Raw genomic sequence first — 18,912 nt, 5'->3', positions numbered from 1 at the left:
TTTAGGATTATATGTGAATGTTATTTCTCTACCCCTGTATACTTCTCATAAATGGCCCTATATCCCATTGCCCTTGCGAGAGGTGACAAGAGGTTGGAAAGCCCTCTTTGTAATCCTTTGGGCATACTGGCCAAATAAGATGGACTTTCTAAATATTTTAGGGTCACCATCGCCTGCAGAAGAGGTAATTTTCCATTTTTTACTTTACCGTCATTGATTAATCCAAAGAGATTTTCAATGAAATAATCTACGTCGATAGCCGGAGAAATGGTCTGTATATATTCTGTGGGTTCATCATCTGTATTATAGTGGTTATGGGGCACATTTTTTGGGAGCGTAACTTCCTCGCCCTGCTTTACAAAGTGCTTTTCTCCATTAAGAAAATAGGTCATGCGCCCAGAAATTACTTTGAAGGTTTCATCCTGTAAAACATGGATATGATCATCTACAGTTTGACCTTTGCTTTTAAGCATGACCTTTATCACAACCCTTTTTCCATCCGTATCTTTTCCTGTTTCCAGAAACTCGAATGAATCCCCGGTAAACTTATCTACAAGAATTTGTCCTTTTTTTGGCATAGTTTGTATTTTGTTGGTATTAAAAGGAGGTTATTGTAAATCTATTCTCCTGGCGTATAGGCCATATCAGGCCTCATATTACCCTCAAAAGCTTCATATTTCTCCAAAGTTGATGTAAAGTCTGTATAGGTTTTCAACCATTCTTCGCCCATTAATTCATTGTTCGCGGATATTTTATTGGCGTAGTCGGCGGCATCCTTGGCGGCAATGGCTACCATGTAAAACTCCCCTCTGGTTCCAAAACCACTACGGTATACCCTGTAGTCCAGTTTAGAGCCCTTGCTTGTGAACAAATTCTTTATGGCCTCTACTTTTTTCTTTACGATAGCCCTATTACCAGGTGCATAGTGGAAGTAGTGGAATTTTCTATAGTCCTGTCCTTCTGGAGTTTGTGTAATTCCTCCGGGCATATAGGAAAGGTCTTTGTCCAAATGTATTATATAGTTCTGTTCAATATCATAGCACTTGTCCATGCGGTCAAAAAGAGCACCCATTTTTTCGGCACCCATTTTTTCGGCCAAGGTGGCAAAAAGCGGTTTATCCAATTGGGCCATGTTTTCAATAGGTCCGACCCATAAATAGCGATTGTCCGCAAGATTGGCCACTATGGAGTTCATTTCTTGGATATTATGTTTTTTCATATTATCGGTAAGTTCCTTGCAGACGGTTTCGTATTCCGATACCATGGAAGGTTTTACGACATCCTCATGGACCCAAAAGGCTTGGGATTTGTCATTCTCTTGTGAAGTACAAGGTGCGGCGACTAAGGCCAATACAATAATTAAGGTGGTTTTTAGTGTTCTCATAGTTGTTTTATTTAAGGGTTTTGAGTTTTAGTCCAGTATGGGAGGTTTTAGCGTATAGCCCAATTGCTGCAAAAAATCCAGTTCGTTGTAATAGACATCCTCTCTGGACAATTCGCCGTTATCCGTAAAATATAAATGTGAAAAACCATTCATTTTGATTTTTTTACCGGTCGGAGCCACTTCGCCGTAAACCCCAGTATTGGTACCTTTAGATGTCCATTCCAGAAATACCTTGTTGTTGTTGATAGTCAAGGTATCCAATGTCAACTTCAAGTCCGGGAAGGCCGTAAAAAAGACATTCATATGGGCCTGCATCTCCCTTTTGGAGACCGCAATCTGTATTCCGTTAAGGCGTCTTACAAAATTTTCCACCGAAATCCCGGTCAGTAAAGTAGTGTCCTGATTGTTCCAACAGGAATCCACCAATACACTTAGATTCGCCCGTATAGTGCTATCCCTTAAATTCATATCCATAAATTGTGGATCCCGTTTTCCCAGTTTATGGCAAGAGCACAAAAAGAAAAAGAAAACTGCTAGTAACAGAATCACTATTTTCATGATACATGAGTGTTTTAAATAAAGAATGGGTATAACCAAAATAACTCCTTCCAAAAGGCTAAACATGGACTACCGGACGAATGGGCATTTTTTTTGTCCCAAGCCCATGTACAATTTACCGAACAAGATTTGTGGATTTTGTTGTATATTTAACATTGCTCATTTCCCCCGGTGAGGACCAGCCCATGAAATGAGAGACCTTTTTTTAAATGCATTTTTTGTATTTGGCTTTTCTATTTTGAATTGCGGGCCACTCTTTGCCCAATTAATTGACCTCAACCGCGAAAGCCCTTACAAAAAGGTTTTTGTTGCCACCGATAACTTTGGTCCTTCCTATCTGGATATTCTTGAGGAAACCTACCCAAAGGCCCAACCGGATTCCCTTCAATTTGAAATACTGAATGATTTGGCCTACTACTGGCATACACGTAATCTTGTTACCGCTTTGGACTTTACCAAAGTGGGACTTCAGTTGGCCTCAAAGGTAAAAGACACACTTTGGGAGGGAAGGTTCCAAATTACGGAAGGATCCATTCTTTTACGCATGGAAAAGTTGGATAGTGCCGAGATAGTATTGAACGTGGCAAAAACTAAGGTCCACAAAAGTGATTTGGCCTTTTTGAATACCCAGTTGGGCTATGTTTTTGAGCGAAGGGGACAGTTGGATAGGGCAGCGGATTATGCCGTAGCTTCGCTAAACCTTGGGGTAAGTCTTAATGACAAGAAAGCCATAGCCTTGGCTTACAGTGACCTTAGTAATCTTTTTTGGAAGCAATCCAAGTTTGACACTGGACTGGAGTATGGTCTCAAATCTTTGAGGCTATTTGAAGAGCGAAACCTCAATGATCTGGATTATGACTTTACCCTTTATGTTGTTGGCAACAATTATTTGGCCTTAAAGGAATATGAGAAGGCCAAAACCTACTATGAGCACGCCATTACCATTGGGGAACGCTACGGTTTTTACAATAATTTAAGTGATGTATACATTTCCTTGGTAGATCTGTACGCTTACTTAAATCAATTTGATAAGGCAGAACGTGCGGGTAAAAATGCCCTGAAATATGCCCATTTTCTTGAAAACAACTTTATGGTCATGCGCTCATGGCTTTCTATTGGGAAATTGCAAAATTTACAGGGGAAATATATTTCTGCTATCGAAAGCCTCAATAAATGCATTGAAGTGGCCACTTCGGATTTTGGGGATGAGTATTACTTAAGCCAAGCCTACGAGACATTGGGAAAGGCGTATGCAGGGAACCATAATTATAAGGAGGCTTATCAGGCATTTGCGGAATATGATATTTTGAAGAATAGAATTTTTACCGCCGAGGCCGATCAGCGAATCTCCTTGCTCAAAACGGAATTTGACGTAATGACCAAGGAAGGTACCATTCAACTACAGGAAACCGAAATTAAAAAACAACGTTCCAGACAGACCATGGTGATCATTATTTCCGGTCTATTGCTGTTGCTGCTCTTTTTGTCCTATAAGGCCATTCAGAACAATGTGAAGAAAAACAAGTTGCTCCAGCAACAGAATCGGGAAAAGGAATTTTTATTGAAAGAAATTCATCATCGGGTTAAGAACAATCTAGAAATTGTATCCAGTTTATTGGCTCTCCAATCCGCTGAAATCAATGACCCCAAGATTGTAGAGACCATGCAGGAAAGTCAAAATAGGGTGCATAGTATGAGTATGATCCATCAAAACCTGTATCAGGGCAAGAGTTTATCCTCAATTGAAATGAAAGGATATTTTGAGAATCTGGCTAATTACGTCTTGGATGCCTACGGAGTGGAGGGTGAAGTAAAGGTGCTATTTGAAATGGATCGTTTGGAACTTGATGTGGACACCGCAATTCCAATCGGTCTTATTGTAAATGAACTTTTGACAAATTCCCTAAAACATGCATTTCCCAATAAAAAAGAAGGAACCATACGGATCGGATTAAACAAAAAAGGCCCCCAATTATATATGAAAGTGGCCGATAACGGTGTAGGCAATACAAGTTTTGAAAAAATGCAGGACACAGGTTTTGGAACTAGACTTATCCAATTGTTGACCCAACAGTTGGACGGGAAAATAAAAGTTACTATAGATAAGGGAACCCTTGTTTCCTTTGAATTCCAATATGTTAAAGCAGCTTAATCATGACAGATAAAATCAGAATTTTAGTGGTGGAGGACGATATGATCATAGCGGCCAATATTTCATTGCAATTAACTAATCTAGGTTATGAGGTTACCGGCATTGAGACCAAGGGTGAAGGGGCCATTCTGAATGCCAACGTTAACCCCCCGGACATCATACTAATGGATATTAACCTTAGAGGAACCTTGGATGGCGTGCAGACGGCCCAGACCATACAAAAGAAAGCGGATATTCCGATCATATATCTTACCGCAAATACGGATGAGGCTTCTTTTTTAAGAGCTAAGGAGACTCGTCCCCTGGCTTTTATTACCAAGCCTTTTATCAAACTAAACCTACAACGAACTATTGCTTTGGCGGTTGAACGGTTAAGGGAGAATGAAGGAAAAAAGGAATTTGGGGAGAAAATGGATCTTCAAATCTTGGACGACCGCATTTTTGTTAGACATAATGGTAAGATGGCAAAATTGCTGCTTGATGATATTCTTTATATAGAGGCAGACCGGAATTATTGCACCATTGTTACAACTATTAGCAACTATGTCTTGGCGAGCACACTTAAAACTATGCAAGAAAGTCTACCAGCATCAAAATTTGTAAGAGTCCACCGTTCCTATATGGTCAACATAGCCAAACTGGATGTCGTGGGCGAGAACCATTTGGAAATTGGTCGAATAGTAATTCCCTTTAGCAAATCACAACGTGAGTTTTTGCTAGGACGTCTTCATACCATTTAGGAAATTACCTAACTTGTACGCATTCCAAAATAGCAACAAATGAGGCGCTTTTGTATTCTATCCCTACTCATAATTTCCTTTTTCAGTATGGCCCAAAAATCCAAAATACCGGTATATGCATGGATGGGGGGTCCTGGGAACGCTACAGATTCAGAACTACGGGAAATGTTCTTAGGGCTGCAAAAAAAGGGAATAGACGGACTGCTTTATAACGGGGGGCATGATCCGGAAACCTATAAAAGGGTCGGTGGCCTGGTGAAGGAGACCCAAATGGAATTCCACACTTGGATTCCAACCATGGTACAGGGAGATCCCAAATTAAAACCCGAATGGTACGGTGTAAGCGGATTGGGCCAATCGGCATATGATAAACAACCGTATGTGTCCTACTACAAATTTCTTTGCCCAAATAAAGAGGAGGTATATCAATACCTTGCGAATTTGTATGGAAGTATAGCCGATGTCCCCGAAGTGGATGGTATTCATTTGGATTATATCCGCTTTCCCGATGTTATTCTGGCCCGTGGACTATGGGAGAAATATGATCTTATCCAGGACAGGGAATTTCCACAGTATGATTTTTGCTATTGCGACACCTGTACCTCAGATTTTAAGTCGAAAAGTGGCATTGACATTAAAAAAGAGGAAGACCCTTCCCAAATTGCGGAATGGAAGCAGTATCGATATGATGTTGTCTCAAAATTGGTCAATCGTTTGGCCGAAATGGTTCATAAAAAGAACAAAAAAATCAATGCTGCTGTTTTTCCGGGCCCTTCCATTGCCAAAAAACTGGTCCGTCAAGAATGGAATACATGGAATTTGGATGCCTTTTTCCCTATGAATTATAATGACTTTTATATGGGCAATACCTTATGGATCGGAAGTGTGGTGAAGGAGGAAACCGCTGCGGTACCGGACCGACCTGTTTATAGTGGATTGTTTATTTGCCCTAGGCCCGAAGATAAGTTTCATGAAGAGGATCCCGAAGGACATGGCTTATTGCCGGAGGAGTTGGGCGACGCTATTCGAGAATCAATGGAAAACGGAGCCAAGGGCATATGCCTCTTTACACCAGGTAGAATGACAGACGCCCACTGGGAAGCGCTTGAAAAAGCTATTTATCTGGACTATTCCGATTAGGGATATGAACTTCTAATTCTTTTGGTTAGAGCTGTTATTGGAATGATTTCTTCTGTGATTTTGAGAATTACCACTTCTATGACCTGACCTCCGCAGAGGTCTTCGTCTTTTGTTCCGATTTTTAGACCGATTGTTGTTTTTTGGTGATCGATGATTATTTTCCCTTTTCACTTCTTCGGGTTCATTGTCAACAAAGGGATGTTCCGGCATCCTAGGAACTGCTTGTTTAATGAGTTTTTCTATATCCTTTAAATAGGGCCGCTCTTCTACATCACAAAATGACAGGGCTATGCCGCTTGCATTCGCTCGGCCTGTTCTTCCAATACGGTGCACGTAGGTTTCCGGAATGTTTGGGAGATCGTAGTTGATGACCAGCGAAAGTTGATCTACATCGATCCCTCGGGCGGCAATATCCGTTGCGATCAATACCTTTAACCGACCGTCTTTAAAATCGCCCAGCGCCTTTTGTCGTGCGGTCTGGGATTTGTTTCCATGTATGGCAGCTGAAGGGATATCGGCCTGAGCTAGTTTTTTTACAATTTTATTAGCTCCGTGTTTGGTTCTGGAAAATACTAAAACTGAGTCGGTAGGCTTTTCCTTCAAAAGATGGACCAATAGTTTTGGCTTATGCCTTTTGCTAATGAAGAAGACCCCTTGCTCTACTTTTTCGGCGGTGGCTTGTTCTGGCTTTACCGCTACACGTTCAAAATCTCCTAAGATCTTTCGTGAAAGTTCTACAATATCCTTGGGCATAGTGGCCGAAAAGAACAGTGATTGCCTTTTTGACGGGAGTTTGGCGATTATTTTTTTGATATCGTGGATGAAGCCCATATCCAGCATTTGATCTGCCTCGTCCAAGACGGCATACTGGATATCACGAAGGGAAATATATCCTTGGTTCATAAGATCCAATAGCCGACCTGGCGTGGCGACCAATATATCCACACCACGCTGTAGCTCCCGAGTTTGCTTACCTTGCTTTACACCTCCAAAGATGACGGTATTCCTGATGCTTGTAAACTTTCCATAAGCTGTAAAACTTTCTCCGATCTGTATGGCCAATTCTCGTGTAGGGGTTACTATCAATGCCTTGATACGACGTTTTCCACGTTCTCCGTTTTGCGCATTGAACAGGTGATGTAAGATCGGTATGCCAAATGCCGCGGTTTTACCGGTACCTGTCTGGGCCACACCCAATAAATCTTTTCCGCGTAATAAAATAGGGATAGCTTGCTGTTGAATGGGGGTAGGGGTGTGATAACCTTCTTCCTCTACGGCCCTTAATAGAGGTAGCGCAATACCTAAGTCTTTGAATGTCATAAAAATGAATAAGCGGCGAAGGTAGGGTTATTTTTTACAACCTATCACCTTGTTACAACAACTCGGCACTTCTTTTTTTACGGAATTGTTGGTTTACCTCAGATTTGGGTCATTAAACTCTAAAACTATAAATTATGAAAAACGTAATTGTAATTGCAACATTAATGGTATCCCTAAATTCCTTGGCACAAGACCAATATACCAAGGGAATGCAAAGGGCATTTCAACTATGGGGCGAACAAAAAACAATGGAAGCTTCCAATATGTTTGAGCGAATTGCTTCCGTGGAAATGGACAATTGGTTACCCCATTATTATGCGGCACAGGTAAACACGGTAGCTGCTTTTGGGGAAAAGGACAAAGAAAAAGTGGGTCAATTGTTGGGAAAAGCCCAGGAGTACATAGATATGGCCAAGGTTATTTCTCCCGACAACCCCGAAATATTGGTACAACAGGCCATGGTGCATACGGCTTGGATTGCGTTTGACGGGGCTACCTATGGTATGACGTTGTCCGGAAAAGTTGCCGCACTCTATGAAAAAGCCTTACAATTGGCACCTAAAAATCCAAGAGTCGTATTTTCCAAGGCGGAATGGGACATGGGATCGGCCAAGTACTTTGGGCAGGATACTGCCCCATACTGTGTTGACGTAAAACGTTCGTTGGAACTTTTTGCTAACTTTAAACCAGAGAGTGAATTTCATCCCAATTGGGGCGAGGATAGAGCAAAAACTGTCCTTGAAAACTGCGGGAAATAGAATTTCCGGCAATATGTATAGGTCCAAATGAAGTATTGGAGCAAATTAGTAGCAGTAGGATTATTAATAGGCATGGTTCTGGCGGGTATCCAAATAGGATTGGATTTACTTGCCGGAACACAGCTTTATTTTGACCGAGCACTTTTTAAGGAAATAGGGTATAATCTACTTTTTGCCATTGCGCTTACCCTATTGAACGGTGCCTTTTTTGATTATTTGAACCGCAAAGTAGTTTGGAAAAAGTACGCAAGGTATAGATTGGTCCTTGGGGCAACAGGAGGTGTAGTACTTACCATGATAGGTATTTTTGGCATGAGGGTACTTATTTTCACGGTCTTTGAAGGTGAGAGCTGGAATAATTTTGTAGCAGGGGAAAAGGCCATTTATTATGCAATTTCGTTGTTGATAACCATAGTGATCTCCGTTTTTTTTCATGCCATTTATTTCTACAAGGCACTACAGGAAAAGAAGGTAAAGGAACAAAAAGTAATTGCAGGTACCGCATCGGCCAAATTCGATGCACTTAAGAATCAATTGGATCCCCATTTTTTGTTCAATAGCCTCAACGTGTTGACCAGTTTAATTGAAGAAGATCCCGATCAGGCACAGAAATTCACCACTTCCCTTTCCAAGGTCTATCGTTATGTGTTGGAACAAAAGAACAAAGACCTCGTTTCTGTGGATGAAGAGCTTCAATTTGCTCGAACCTATATACGGCTTTTAAAGATGCGTTTTGAAGACAGTATAATTTTTGATATTCCTGAAACCGGAAATGACCCGGAGGCCAAAATTGTGCCATTATCGTTGCAATTGCTATTGGAAAATGCCGTCAAGCATAACGTGGTTACGGCTTCCAAACCATTACATATTCGGGTGTACGAAAAAGATAACAAATTGGTAGTTAGCAATAACCTTCAAGAAAAACAGGTCGTAAAAAAGAGTAGTGGTGTAGGCTTGCGAAATATTCAACAGAGGTACGGTATACTTACGGACAAAGAAGTGAATATTCAGAAATCGGCCTCGGACTTTAGTGTTAGCCTACCCATGTTAACTAGACAAGTTTCCGTTATGGAAACACAAAAAAGTTATATAGAGGATAAAAGATATAAAAAAGCCAAGGAAAGGGTAGAGGCCATCAAAGGCTTCTATGGTAATCTTATATCCTATTGCATAGTACTTCCCTTTCTAGCCTATCTTAATTATAGGACCACGGATTTCCCCTGGGTGTTTTTCCCTCTTGTTTTTTGGGGATTAGGGGTTGTTGGCCATGGAATGGAAGCATTTGGATACAATCCCATTTGGGGAAAACGCTGGGAGGAGAAAAAAATGCGCAAGTTTATGGAGGATGACAATTTTTAACCTGGGTTCCTTTTGGGATTACCTAATTGGAGTACTACAGGCGGTAAGCACAGAAATAGGTGTCTGGCAAAGGAAAACCCAATTCATCCTGAAAAAAATACAATTCGGAACATAAGATCTGCAAAACTAAGACGATTGCCGGAAATTTGGTTCAAGTAAAAATCAAAACAAAACGGGAGATGGATAAAGAGAATAAATATCTTAAAGCAAAGGAAAAGGTAGAAGAAATTAAAAAATTCTATACCAGTTTGGTGTCATATGTAATTGTCATTAGTCTTTTGGCTGCCATAAACTACTACTTGGATCAATGGCATTATATGTGGTTTTTATGGGCCGCCTTTGGTTGGGGCATCGGGCTTATATTTCAAGCGGCAAAAACTTTTGGATTGAATCCATTTTTTGGAAGAGATTGGGAAGAACGGAAGATTAAGGAATTTATGAAGGAAGACGAGAATAGAGATCGCTGGGAATAGAAGAATGCCTATACAAGGAAAATCAGTAAAAACTTACCAATAAATTACAATGGACACAAGATATCTGGACAAACAAATAAAGGCTAAAAAGAGGGTCGAGGAGCTAAAGGGATTTTATTGGCATTTGGCATCGTATGTAGTAGTGAATCTATTTATAAGTACCATGAAAATCGTTCGGGATATGGGCGATGGGGAGACCTTTGGAGAAACCTTTTGGGATTTTGGTACATTCGCTGTTTGGTTTTTCTGGGGGATAGGATTAGCGTTCCACGCCATGAAAGTGTTTTCATACAACCCGTTTTTTAGCAAGGAATGGGAAGAAAGGCAGATACAAAAGTACATGGAGGAAGACAAAAGAGAAGCTGAAAAATATAGATGAATTTTAAAACCAGAATTATGGAAGCATATCCTTCGGAAAAATTTGCTAAGGCAAAAAAAAGAGTAGATAGAATAAAGGATTTTTACGGACACCTAAGTGTTTATATTATTGCCAATGTACTGTTGTTTGTTTTCAAGGGGTACGCATTTAATTATATGGTCTTACAGGGAATTGGGAATCAGGATGTTTTGAATTGGTTTACATTAAACATCATTTTAACACCTGTACTATGGGGGTCGGGACTCATTCTCCATGGGTTTTTGGCCTTTAGATCTGCTCCTTTCTCTGTAAAGAACTTAAAACCAAAGTTCATAAGGGATTGGGAAGAACGTCAAATTCAAAAATATATGAATGCCGGAGATGAATGAAAAGAAGAACTGCAATGCTGAAAAATAACAGAGAAGATAAGATCTATGGAAGCAATCATCATTGAGGACGAAAAACCGGCAGCAAGAAGACTTTCACGACTTTTAAACGACTTGGACGTTGAGGCATTAGTGATGCTGCACTCAGTGGAAGAATCCATCCGGTGGTTTCAGGACAATAAACATCCGGATTTGATTTTTTTGGACATTCAACTTGCCGATGGACTTTCCTTTGAGATTTTCGAACATGTTGAGGTGCAAAGCGCCATTATTTTTACAACTGCGTATGATGAATATGCCTTACAGGCATTTAAGCTGAATAGTATCGACTACTTGTTGAAACCTATTGATGATGAAGAATTGGAGCAAGCGGTAAAAAAATTCAGGGCACTAAAACCGAAATCCCAAAAACTGACCTTGGATTTTGAGGACATCAAAAAATTATTAATGGACCCCTTGGAACGGGAATACAAAAAGAGATTTACCACAAAGGTTGGGCAACATCTTAAAATTATTAATGCAGATGAGGTAGAATGTTTTTATAGTGAAAACAAAGGAACTTATGCTGCAACCTCGGATGGTAGGAATTATTTGTTGGAGACCACCTTGGAAAATCTGGAAACGGAACTTGAACCCCGGACCTTCTTTCGGGTAAGCAGAAAATTTTACATCAATATAAAGTACATCCAGGACATCGTTTCCTATACCAATTCGCGGTTAAAAATTAAATTAAAACGATATAATGGGCAAGAGATTATAGTGAGCAGGGAAAGGGTAAAAGATTTCAAGTTATGGTTGGAATAATAATATTTAAATCATTGAATATAAATACTATAAAATGAGGAATAGATTTTTCTTATAGTTATAATTTTATCAAATTCACTGTTTTTTTTCCACTCTGTTCTCGTCAAATGAGGAAGGTAATAATTTGGGAATCAATTTAATAAAAATTGGCAACAAAACAGCACCACCGGGCAACATAAAAATAGCCAATGAAGGTATGCTCTTGAAAATATCCAACAGCTGATTTTGCACTTTTTTCTTCTCTTCAGAGCTTAGTTCCCGTGTAGTGGACTTGGATAATAAATACACAAGTTCCTTACTTTCAAAAAGTTCTTTTTGAAGCCGTTTGCTATTTCGTAAAATAAGCTTGTCCACAATTTTAGACATGCTATCATGAAATTGCACCGCCAGATTATTGTCTTTTAAATGGGGAATTTTTTTTGCATTGACATCAAAAAACCGGGTCACATCGTCTAAAGATCGGGCAATCTGTTGTTCTTTGATTCCCATATCCTTTCCGATTCCAAAAATGAAATCAGACTCCTTGTAATCCAAGGATTGATCTTCCCAAACTGTCAAACAGGCAACATCTAAAAAGTATTGGTTCTCAAATATGGAAAAATCACGCATCAACTTTTCCCGATAAGATCCATCAAAGTTTTGATGTTCCCCATCAATAAAGGTTAGGGATGAGGCAAAAAGTTGCGCCAATTTTTCATCCTTGGCATTTTTTTCCTTGGAATTAAGTGTATGATACGTAAGATTGATGGTTATATACTCCAGGTTCTGGGCATAATCCCTTATGCTATCCTTATTTTCCAAATAGCGCTTAAAGGTGAGGACATCAATGAACAAGAGTGAATTGGTAATTATACTGTTAAACGTCTTGCTAATCAGATTGTCTTCTAGGTATATCCTGGAATTCAAAAGTTTTTCCAGTTGAGACGATGTTTTCTTACCCGTAACGATTTTGTTAAAAAAAGATATTCTGCCAACATCCAAAACCTTATAAAAACCAAAGATACAATCTGTAAAGGCCTTGAAATTGGAGTTCGGCTTCTCTAAGTGATACGTAAAATACAATGCCGCCAGAAGGTTTATTTTGGCATTTTCATCTTCTGAAAGAACATGCTCGAGTTCTATTAAAGGTATAGTGCCGACATTTATGCCGTAGATAAAACCGGTTTTTTTCATTTCCTGGTAAAGAACCTGGAAATCTTCGGGGTACCAGTGTCTGTCCTCAATGAGATAACCGAATTTTTGTATCCAACCAGATGCGGATGGGTTCATGGACAGGGAATTTTGAACCCCAAATTAAAGGAAAATATAGGACTTTATTTATACATAGGTACTTAGATTAATGTTTTATCGGATTGATTTTCCAGGGTGTACTGTGATTTTATTAACTTTTTTATAGGAAATTAAGACCGAATTAATTATGTTTATCCTCCCAATTTTAAAAAATACAATTCTGGATGCCCCAAGCTTACGGAATGTACCTAGATAATTAACCTATATGATATCTGAATGTTATGGAATATTTCCTCTTCTTTGTTTGGATTACAATTATGTTCATTTTGGTGTTTAGAATGATAATAGCCCATAAGGCATTGCGAAAGATTCTAAAGCCCAACGAGTAATTCTTCACTGGAAAGTAGTACTTCCCCAATTGGAGATTTTTGACATGTAATTTTAGGACAATGGCGCTATCACGGCCACCTAATTTAATTAAGGGAAAGCTTTAAAGGTTTATCCAGTTATCCAAATCCAGGGTCCAATCGTAGTTTTTATAGGAAATATCGATATCCTTGGTAGTCGGTATAATTTCAAACTTTTTTAATATTTCCTTGATTCCCTTTTTACCCCCAAAATCTCCCCTGAACCAATTGAAAAGAGCGGTTACCGCAACTTCACTTTTCTCTGGATAATAATCGGAATTTTGCTTTAGGAACAGTTTGGTGCCTTCGTTCAATTGACTATCCAGTTTTTCTGGATTGTAAATTGCTACGGGTGGGCAATCCTTGGCGCCACAATTAAGGGCAAAATGAACACGGTAATCACGTTTGCTCGCCCTTAGCTTACGCTCAAGTTTGTTCGGGAGCCATTTTCGGATACGTCCCTGCCCTAATGACCATTGCGACTTTCGGATGATGCCGTGTTCTATTTTTTCAAAAGAAAGCAATCTTCCCGCAATAGGTATTTGCTCTTGCTTAAAAAAGGCTTTTTTATCATCATATAACTCTGGGTTTTCTGAAAGTATCGCTAGAATGTAGGCATTGTAGATATTTATCCAAAAGGCAAGCCTATGTGCATCGCTAATCAATGAGTTATTCAATTCTTTCAAGGTAAGATTGGCAATCCTGTTTTGTATGGCCCTAGTGTTCTTTCCAGTTTTTATGTTTTGAAGAAATTCCTCTGAAAGTGTATTGAGATTCGAGGTTGTTATGGCAGTTTTTTCAACATTGGACTTGTGTATCGTACAGCCGCAAAGCAGTACCAAAAGCAACAATACGATACTATTTGGTTTCATAGTCATGTCTTAACGGTTCAAACACGTTCGCGGAATTGTGGATATGGATTAGGTCGAAAAATGCATCCATAGCTTTCACAGGAATACAATAAAACCGTTGTGCACAGGCTTCCTCTTTATCTTGGCCCGGACCATTTCATATCCAGGCTTTCCCCAAATTCTTTTCTACAATGATAAAGATCATTTTTTCTACTGAACCAGTGGGATAGTTTTGATCAAAATTTAAAACTAGATATGATGATAAGAACAACAATTTCTTTGATGGCACTGGTATTGAGCTTTGTAAACGTATCAATGGGACAGGATGCAAATTCGGGTACCAATGATTTTAGCAAATGGCAATTTAGATTAAGGGGTATAGTTGTCGCTCCGGATGAAAGTGCAAGCATTGAAGCCATTGGCGGGGATGTATCCATAGCGACCGCCTTTGTTCCAGAATTTGATATTACTTATTTTTTTACCGAAAACTGGTCGGCGGAATTGATTTTAGCGACTGCGAAACATGATGTAGAAGCAATTGAAACAACAGCGGGAAACATTGACTTAGGTCGTGTATGGTTATTACCCCCCACACTAACGGCACAATACCATTTTACCGGAGGTGATTTTGTTCCTTATCTCGGAGCGGGACCCAACTTAACCTTATTTTATGGAGTGGATGAGGGCCCAGCAGCTGATGATGTAGATTATGATACCGCAATCGGATTTGCGTTACAAGGAGGATTTGATTTTATGCTCAATGATAAATGGTTTTTAAATCTGGATGTTAAAAAATTATTCTTGGGCACCGATGCTACGGTAAATGCCACAACCGCCTTGGGGGCTACAGTAGTGGCCGACGTGGATATCAATCCTTGGATAATAGGCTTCGGAGTAGGGCTTAAACTTTAAGGTATCCATATAAGAAAACCCTTCGGTGAAAGTTTTGCTTAACCGAAGGGTCATTTATATCTCCGTAAAACAGGCAATTACAGTTCCAGAAAGGCAAAACCCATAGATACTGTAAGGAAGCGAAAACGGATTTACCGGTCTTTATTCACTTTTCTCCAACAATACCTCTGCCTGTACGGCCACCTCGCTCCAAGTTTTACTGATGCCGTCCTTGCCGGTATGTAAAGCTTCGCACGCTTTGTTTATAGAAGCAACGGCATCCAGTGCATCCCAGTTTTCGAGGTTCATCACCCCATTAAAGGCATAGGAGGTATCTGATGTTTTTTCGGATTCCAGGGGAATATTTTCGGTTACACCGTTCAAGGTAACATCAATGGAAGGTTTCCCATCTTCGGATACCTTAAAAATGCCTGAAATAAGTGTGGTGTTTTTCATTGCCCCAAAAAAGAATTCAATGATTTTGGGGTCTCGGGTCCCTGTAGCATCGTTGGTGAACAGGCTACTTATGGGGATAGTAAAGGCTGTTCCGTTCATGGCGTCCATAGCCGTGCTGCCAGATTCACTTTTGGTAATATCAATTTTCATGAACTTTCCACCAACAGGCAATTTTTCGGAAGTCTTATAGGCAGTAAAACCCACTTTGGTGGAATCCTTTACTAAGTTGAATTTTTCCGAGGAATCGGCCATTACTTCGGTGGCATTTTCCTCACTTTCCTTTTTGGCCTCCTTGCAATGGTAGGACACTAAAAGAACAAGCCCCAGAATAGCCAATTTTACTGTTTTCATAGATGTATTTTTTGTTTGTATTCCCGCGATAGCGAAAAATGAGTTATTAAATGGCCCTAAAGTTACACAATAAAAAAAGGCATTTCAAGCCCTATTTAAAATGATTTTAAGAGTTCAGGATTGTTTCTGACACCTCTTTTTAGATTTTCGCAGACCAAAATGGATTTATCGATTCGGGTCTGCGAATTTTTGTAACCCAAGATCATATAGATAATACCTCGTTTTTTTCCTGGGGTAAAAGATTCGAATATTTCATTGGCCTCATAATCGCTCTTCAATACGGCATCCAGTTCTTCCGGCATTTCAACACCATATTTGGACGTATCCTCAAAAAACTGTAACTGAAAATAATCGTTGGGAAAAACGCCCAACTCCTTTTGGTATCGCTTACCGAACATCATATAATACTTGCCGTTCCTCTTTTGGATGGCCCCGTGAAAAGTCAACTCCTTTCCCTTAAAAGTAGCCTTGGCCTTAACCCTTTTCAAGTTTTTTTCTAAAAACGGTAAAACAATTTCCTCAGGAAGCAACAACGAATGATACGTTCCCGTAACCGAAATTTCAAAAACTTTACTTTGCATCAATCCACCAGTTTTGTAATAATTTGTGTTTCGCTGTGCAAGGTTCTATGTACCGGACATTTGTCGGCAATTTCCATAATTCGGGCCTTCTGCTTTTCGTCCAAATCTCCTTGTAATCGTATTTCCCTTTGGAACGTGTCTATTTTAGAAACCTCGGATTCACAGTTTTCGCAATCCACGGCGTGCTCCTTACCATAGGAAGTGTGCACTTCCACATTTTCCAGCTTCCAGCCCTTTCTGCGGACATACATTTGAATGGTCATTGCCGTACAGGCGGAAAGTCCTGCGGAAACCAGTTCATAGGGCGAAGGGCCAAAATCACTTCCTCCAACGTCTATCGGCTCGTCAGCGGTCATATAATGACTGCCTACTTTCATCTGAGTGGTAAAACCATCATCGGCATCCAAGCTGGCGACAACATCATGCTTGGTTTTTGGTTGTGCGATTTCAATTTCTATATCCAAATAACGTTGGGCCCATCCCGAAATGACCTTGCCTACATAAAGTGAATCCGTTTTGTTGGATAAAAGGTGATCGGCCCCGTCCAGTGAAACAAAACTCTTGGGGTGATGGGCCGCTACATAGATTTCCTCTGCATTTTTAATACCCACGGTATCGTCCTGGGGGGAGTGCAGCAGCAAAAGAGGTTTGCGAAGTTTTTTCACAGTTTCCGGTAAGGATTTGGTATTCAGGTCGTCCAAGAATTGTTTTTTGATTGTGAAATCCCTTCCACTAAGGTTTACCACCGCCTTTCCATTGGACTTAATTTCCTCAAGATTACTTTTTAGCAGATGTTTCACATGAGTGGGATTAGAAGGTGCACCAATGGTAGCTATTGCCTTTACCGATGAAATTTCCGCAGCGGCAAAAATAACCGCCGCCCCGCCAAGGGAATGACCAATGAGTAGGGAAGGGGCCTGATACTGCCGTGCAAGAAAATCCGAAGCGGCCACTAAATCAGCTACATTTCCCGAAAAATTGGTATCTGAAAAATCGCCATCGCTTTCCCCGAGTCCAGTAAAATCAAATCGCAGGACACCAAATCCATTGGAAGTCAGTGCTTTTCCAATATTCCTTACGGCTAAAAGGTTTTTGTTACACGTAAAACAATGGGCAAAAAGGGCAAAATTATGAGGATGTCGATCCACGGGAAGTTCCAGCCTACCTACCAATGTTTGGCCTTTTTTATTCTGGAATGTAACTTTTTGAAGATTCATAGGGTCCGTTTTAGGGCTAAGTCGTCTTAAGTGATCATAGCTTTCCTAAAGATAATAGTTTGGCCCCAATGTTTGGAAGAGAGATGCGATTAAGCCTTATGCCTTTTACGAAAATCTGTCTTAAAAACGAATTCGATGCGCAAATATTCATAATTGGCCGTAGAAAAGTGATTCTTCATAAACCCCACTTCCAATTTTAAACTGGAATTGAATTTATGTCCCATTCCGAAATACAATCTATTCTGATTGAATAGAGGTTCTTGTAGTGCAATAAAAATCTCATTGGAAGCACAAAGATAAAACCTGTTGTCCAAGGGGTGGGAACCTTTTAGCCTGTAGCGTATTCGATGTCTGAGATCGGTTCCCGTTGTGCTGTGGATCCACCGGTTTTCAAGCCGATAACGATGCGAAATGTTGAAGTTGCCCATTTTATCCTTAAAAGTAAGCTGTGAGTAGAGCCAATGTTGATAAAAGGCACCTTTGGCTTCCTTACTTTGGATAAAAGGTTCAGAATTTAGGTAAGCATAACCTAAGGTACCGTAAAGCTTAGGACTAAAACCATAGCACACACCGGTTAGAAAAAACGATAGTTCGTAATGATGAAAAGGTTCATAATACCGTAAAATGCCAATTGTGGGAATGGAAACCTTCTCCGAAACTTGATGACTGCCCGAGGCCACGAGCCAGGTCCCAAGAATTTCTTCCCGTTCTCTTTGTGAAAAAATGTTTAGGCCAAGTAAAAGAGCAATTGTTGGGCAAAGTAATCGAGTTGCCATCTGGTACTATTTATTAGGACAAAATTACCGCTACCGGTGGCCTCAAATGCCTGACATCCGTCATGTTTTGTGTGGTATATGACACAGTTTGGCCATACCTGAATTTAGAACCATTTCTGCTACTAGGGATTTCATAATTATGGCTAATATGGAGACACATGCGGTTAGGTTGGGTACAGCATAAGATATCCCTATCCCCAATACATATGAAGTAAAAACCTTGTTGTTTGGAGAGGGGGATATCAATAGGTGACCATAAAATAGAAAATACATATTTTATGTAAGAAAAAAGTTACTTTAATCGGTTTTAAGGGTCTAATACAAATATGCAGACCTTATTTAAAACATCCTGTTACATTGCTTTGATAGTATTCGTTGCCCTAGCCGGATTTCACGTATCGGCATGGAAATATCTACCGCTATATATTGTGGTAGGCTTTGTCATGAAGCCGTTGATCGACCTTATGGCAAAGAGATTTTTCGGATAGGAGAAGGTCATCCTTTACGATAACTAATGTCTAAACAATATGTAAAACAGGCCACGGATTTTTTGGCCGAAAAAGTGCTATACATGACAATGAAAGACAGACCGAGCGCATACCCTTCAACGAATTGATATAGGAAATGTACGCGGAGCAACCGAAAAATCCTATTGGAAATACAACAAATAGTAATATCTAATACGGAGGATTACTGTCTTGTACATTTGTTCATTTTAAT

At 40.0% G+C, this 18,912-nt stretch carries 20 protein-coding genes; 10 read left to right on the top strand and 10 right to left on the bottom strand.

Annotation, left to right across the window (positions count from 1 at the left end; translation table 11 throughout):
- Positions 1 to 20: 20 nt before the first annotated feature.
- Genes ACP2AF_RS18175 through ACP2AF_RS18165 form a run of 3 tightly spaced genes read right to left on the bottom strand, consistent with a single transcriptional unit; the run spans position 21 to position 1,942 of the window.
- Positions 21 to 578, bottom strand: coding sequence for a cupin domain-containing protein (locus tag ACP2AF_RS18175; protein ID WP_425237563.1), 558 nt, complete (start codon positions 576 to 578; stop codon positions 21 to 23).
- Positions 579 to 619: 41 nt separating this feature from the next.
- A complete protein-coding gene (locus ACP2AF_RS18170; RefSeq protein WP_425237562.1) occupies positions 620 to 1,384 on the bottom strand; it encodes a hypothetical protein in 765 nt (254 codons plus the stop codon).
- Between the two features lie 27 nt (positions 1,385 to 1,411).
- A complete protein-coding gene (locus ACP2AF_RS18165; RefSeq protein ID WP_425237561.1) occupies positions 1,412 to 1,942 on the bottom strand; it encodes an ester cyclase in 531 nt (176 codons plus the stop codon).
- Positions 1,943 to 2,132: 190 nt separating this feature from the next.
- Here ACP2AF_RS18165 and ACP2AF_RS18160 point away from each other — a divergent pair, with 190 nt between their 5' ends.
- The 3 genes from ACP2AF_RS18160 to ACP2AF_RS18150 are packed head-to-tail and all read left to right on the top strand — an operon-like array spanning position 2,133 to position 5,974.
- Complete coding sequence (locus tag ACP2AF_RS18160) at positions 2,133 to 4,094, top strand: histidine kinase dimerization/phosphoacceptor domain -containing protein (RefSeq protein ID WP_425237560.1); 1,962 nt, start codon at positions 2,133 to 2,135, stop codon at positions 4,092 to 4,094.
- 2 nt (positions 4,095 to 4,096) lie between these two features.
- Positions 4,097 to 4,834, top strand: coding sequence for a LytR/AlgR family response regulator transcription factor (locus tag ACP2AF_RS18155; RefSeq protein WP_425237559.1), 738 nt, complete (start codon positions 4,097 to 4,099; stop codon positions 4,832 to 4,834).
- Between the two features lie 39 nt (positions 4,835 to 4,873).
- Positions 4,874 to 5,974 (top strand): hypothetical protein, encoded by a 1,101-nt coding sequence (locus tag ACP2AF_RS18150; protein ID WP_425237558.1) that lies wholly within the window; start codon positions 4,874 to 4,876, stop codon positions 5,972 to 5,974.
- Between the two features lie 12 nt (positions 5,975 to 5,986).
- On the opposite strand, the gene ACP2AF_RS18145 is transcribed toward ACP2AF_RS18150, so the two are convergent.
- A complete protein-coding gene (locus ACP2AF_RS18145) occupies positions 5,987 to 7,294 on the bottom strand; it encodes a DEAD/DEAH box helicase (RefSeq protein ID WP_425237557.1) in 1,308 nt (435 codons plus the stop codon).
- 134 nt (positions 7,295 to 7,428) lie between these two features.
- Between ACP2AF_RS18145 and ACP2AF_RS18140 the strand changes: the two genes are divergently transcribed.
- The 6 genes from ACP2AF_RS18140 (at position 7,429) to ACP2AF_RS18115 (ending at position 11,432) form a co-directional block, all read left to right on the top strand.
- Complete coding sequence (locus ACP2AF_RS18140) at positions 7,429 to 8,052, top strand: hypothetical protein (protein ID WP_425237556.1); 624 nt, start codon at positions 7,429 to 7,431, stop codon at positions 8,050 to 8,052.
- A gap of 27 nt (positions 8,053 to 8,079) precedes the next feature.
- Positions 8,080 to 9,411: a 2TM domain-containing protein gene (locus tag ACP2AF_RS18135; RefSeq protein ID WP_425237555.1), complete on the top strand. Its 1,332-nt coding sequence runs from the start codon at positions 8,080 to 8,082 to the stop codon at positions 9,409 to 9,411.
- Positions 9,412 to 9,590: 179 nt separating this feature from the next.
- Positions 9,591 to 9,884, top strand: a complete 294-nt coding sequence (locus ACP2AF_RS18130) for a 2TM domain-containing protein (RefSeq protein WP_425237554.1) — start codon at positions 9,591 to 9,593, stop codon at positions 9,882 to 9,884.
- Positions 9,885 to 9,933: 49 nt separating this feature from the next.
- Positions 9,934 to 10,263: a 2TM domain-containing protein gene (locus ACP2AF_RS18125; RefSeq protein WP_425237553.1), complete on the top strand. Its 330-nt coding sequence runs from the start codon at positions 9,934 to 9,936 to the stop codon at positions 10,261 to 10,263.
- Positions 10,264 to 10,280: 17 nt separating this feature from the next.
- A complete protein-coding gene (locus tag ACP2AF_RS18120; protein WP_425237552.1) occupies positions 10,281 to 10,631 on the top strand; it encodes a 2TM domain-containing protein in 351 nt (116 codons plus the stop codon).
- A 45-nt stretch (positions 10,632 to 10,676) separates the two neighbouring features.
- Positions 10,677 to 11,432, top strand: a complete 756-nt coding sequence (locus ACP2AF_RS18115; protein ID WP_425237551.1) for a LytR/AlgR family response regulator transcription factor — start codon at positions 10,677 to 10,679, stop codon at positions 11,430 to 11,432.
- 75 nt (positions 11,433 to 11,507) lie between these two features.
- On the opposite strand, the gene ACP2AF_RS18110 is transcribed toward ACP2AF_RS18115, so the two are convergent.
- Together ACP2AF_RS18110 and ACP2AF_RS18105 are read right to left on the bottom strand one after the other, a co-directional pair.
- Positions 11,508 to 12,701 carry an LETM1-related biofilm-associated protein gene (locus tag ACP2AF_RS18110; RefSeq protein WP_425237550.1) on the bottom strand — a complete coding sequence of 398 codons (1,194 nt, stop codon included), beginning with the start codon at positions 12,699 to 12,701 and terminating at the stop codon, positions 11,508 to 11,510.
- Positions 12,702 to 13,152: 451 nt separating this feature from the next.
- Positions 13,153 to 13,941: a DUF547 domain-containing protein gene (locus ACP2AF_RS18105; protein WP_425237549.1), complete on the bottom strand. Its 789-nt coding sequence runs from the start codon at positions 13,939 to 13,941 to the stop codon at positions 13,153 to 13,155.
- A gap of 234 nt (positions 13,942 to 14,175) precedes the next feature.
- On the opposite strand from ACP2AF_RS18105, the gene ACP2AF_RS18100 reads away from it, so the two are divergent.
- Positions 14,176 to 14,832 (top strand): OmpW/AlkL family protein, encoded by a 657-nt coding sequence (locus ACP2AF_RS18100; RefSeq protein WP_425237548.1) that lies wholly within the window; start codon positions 14,176 to 14,178, stop codon positions 14,830 to 14,832.
- Positions 14,833 to 14,973: 141 nt separating this feature from the next.
- Here ACP2AF_RS18100 and ACP2AF_RS18095 read toward each other — a convergent pair whose 3' ends face one another.
- The 4 genes from ACP2AF_RS18095 to ACP2AF_RS18080 form a co-directional block, all read right to left on the bottom strand.
- A complete protein-coding gene (locus tag ACP2AF_RS18095; RefSeq protein WP_425237547.1) occupies positions 14,974 to 15,618 on the bottom strand; it encodes a hypothetical protein in 645 nt (214 codons plus the stop codon).
- A 95-nt stretch (positions 15,619 to 15,713) separates the two neighbouring features.
- Positions 15,714 to 16,199, bottom strand: a complete 486-nt coding sequence (locus ACP2AF_RS18090) for a YdeI/OmpD-associated family protein (protein WP_425237546.1) — start codon at positions 16,197 to 16,199, stop codon at positions 15,714 to 15,716.
- Complete coding sequence (locus tag ACP2AF_RS18085) at positions 16,199 to 17,416, bottom strand: alpha/beta fold hydrolase (protein ID WP_425237545.1); 1,218 nt, start codon at positions 17,414 to 17,416, stop codon at positions 16,199 to 16,201. Before ACP2AF_RS18085 ends, ACP2AF_RS18090 begins: the two co-directional genes overlap by 1 nt.
- 89 nt (positions 17,417 to 17,505) lie before the next feature.
- Positions 17,506 to 18,192, bottom strand: a complete 687-nt coding sequence (locus tag ACP2AF_RS18080) for a DUF2490 domain-containing protein (protein ID WP_425237544.1) — start codon at positions 18,190 to 18,192, stop codon at positions 17,506 to 17,508.
- Between the last annotated feature and the right edge of the window lie 720 nt (positions 18,193 to 18,912).

This window comes from Ulvibacterium sp., from assembly GCF_965248315.1.
Lineage (GTDB): Bacteria > Bacteroidota > Bacteroidia > Flavobacteriales > Flavobacteriaceae > Ulvibacterium.
Note: the sequence above shows the minus strand (reverse complement) of the source record. Positions and strands in the feature narration are given on the sequence as shown.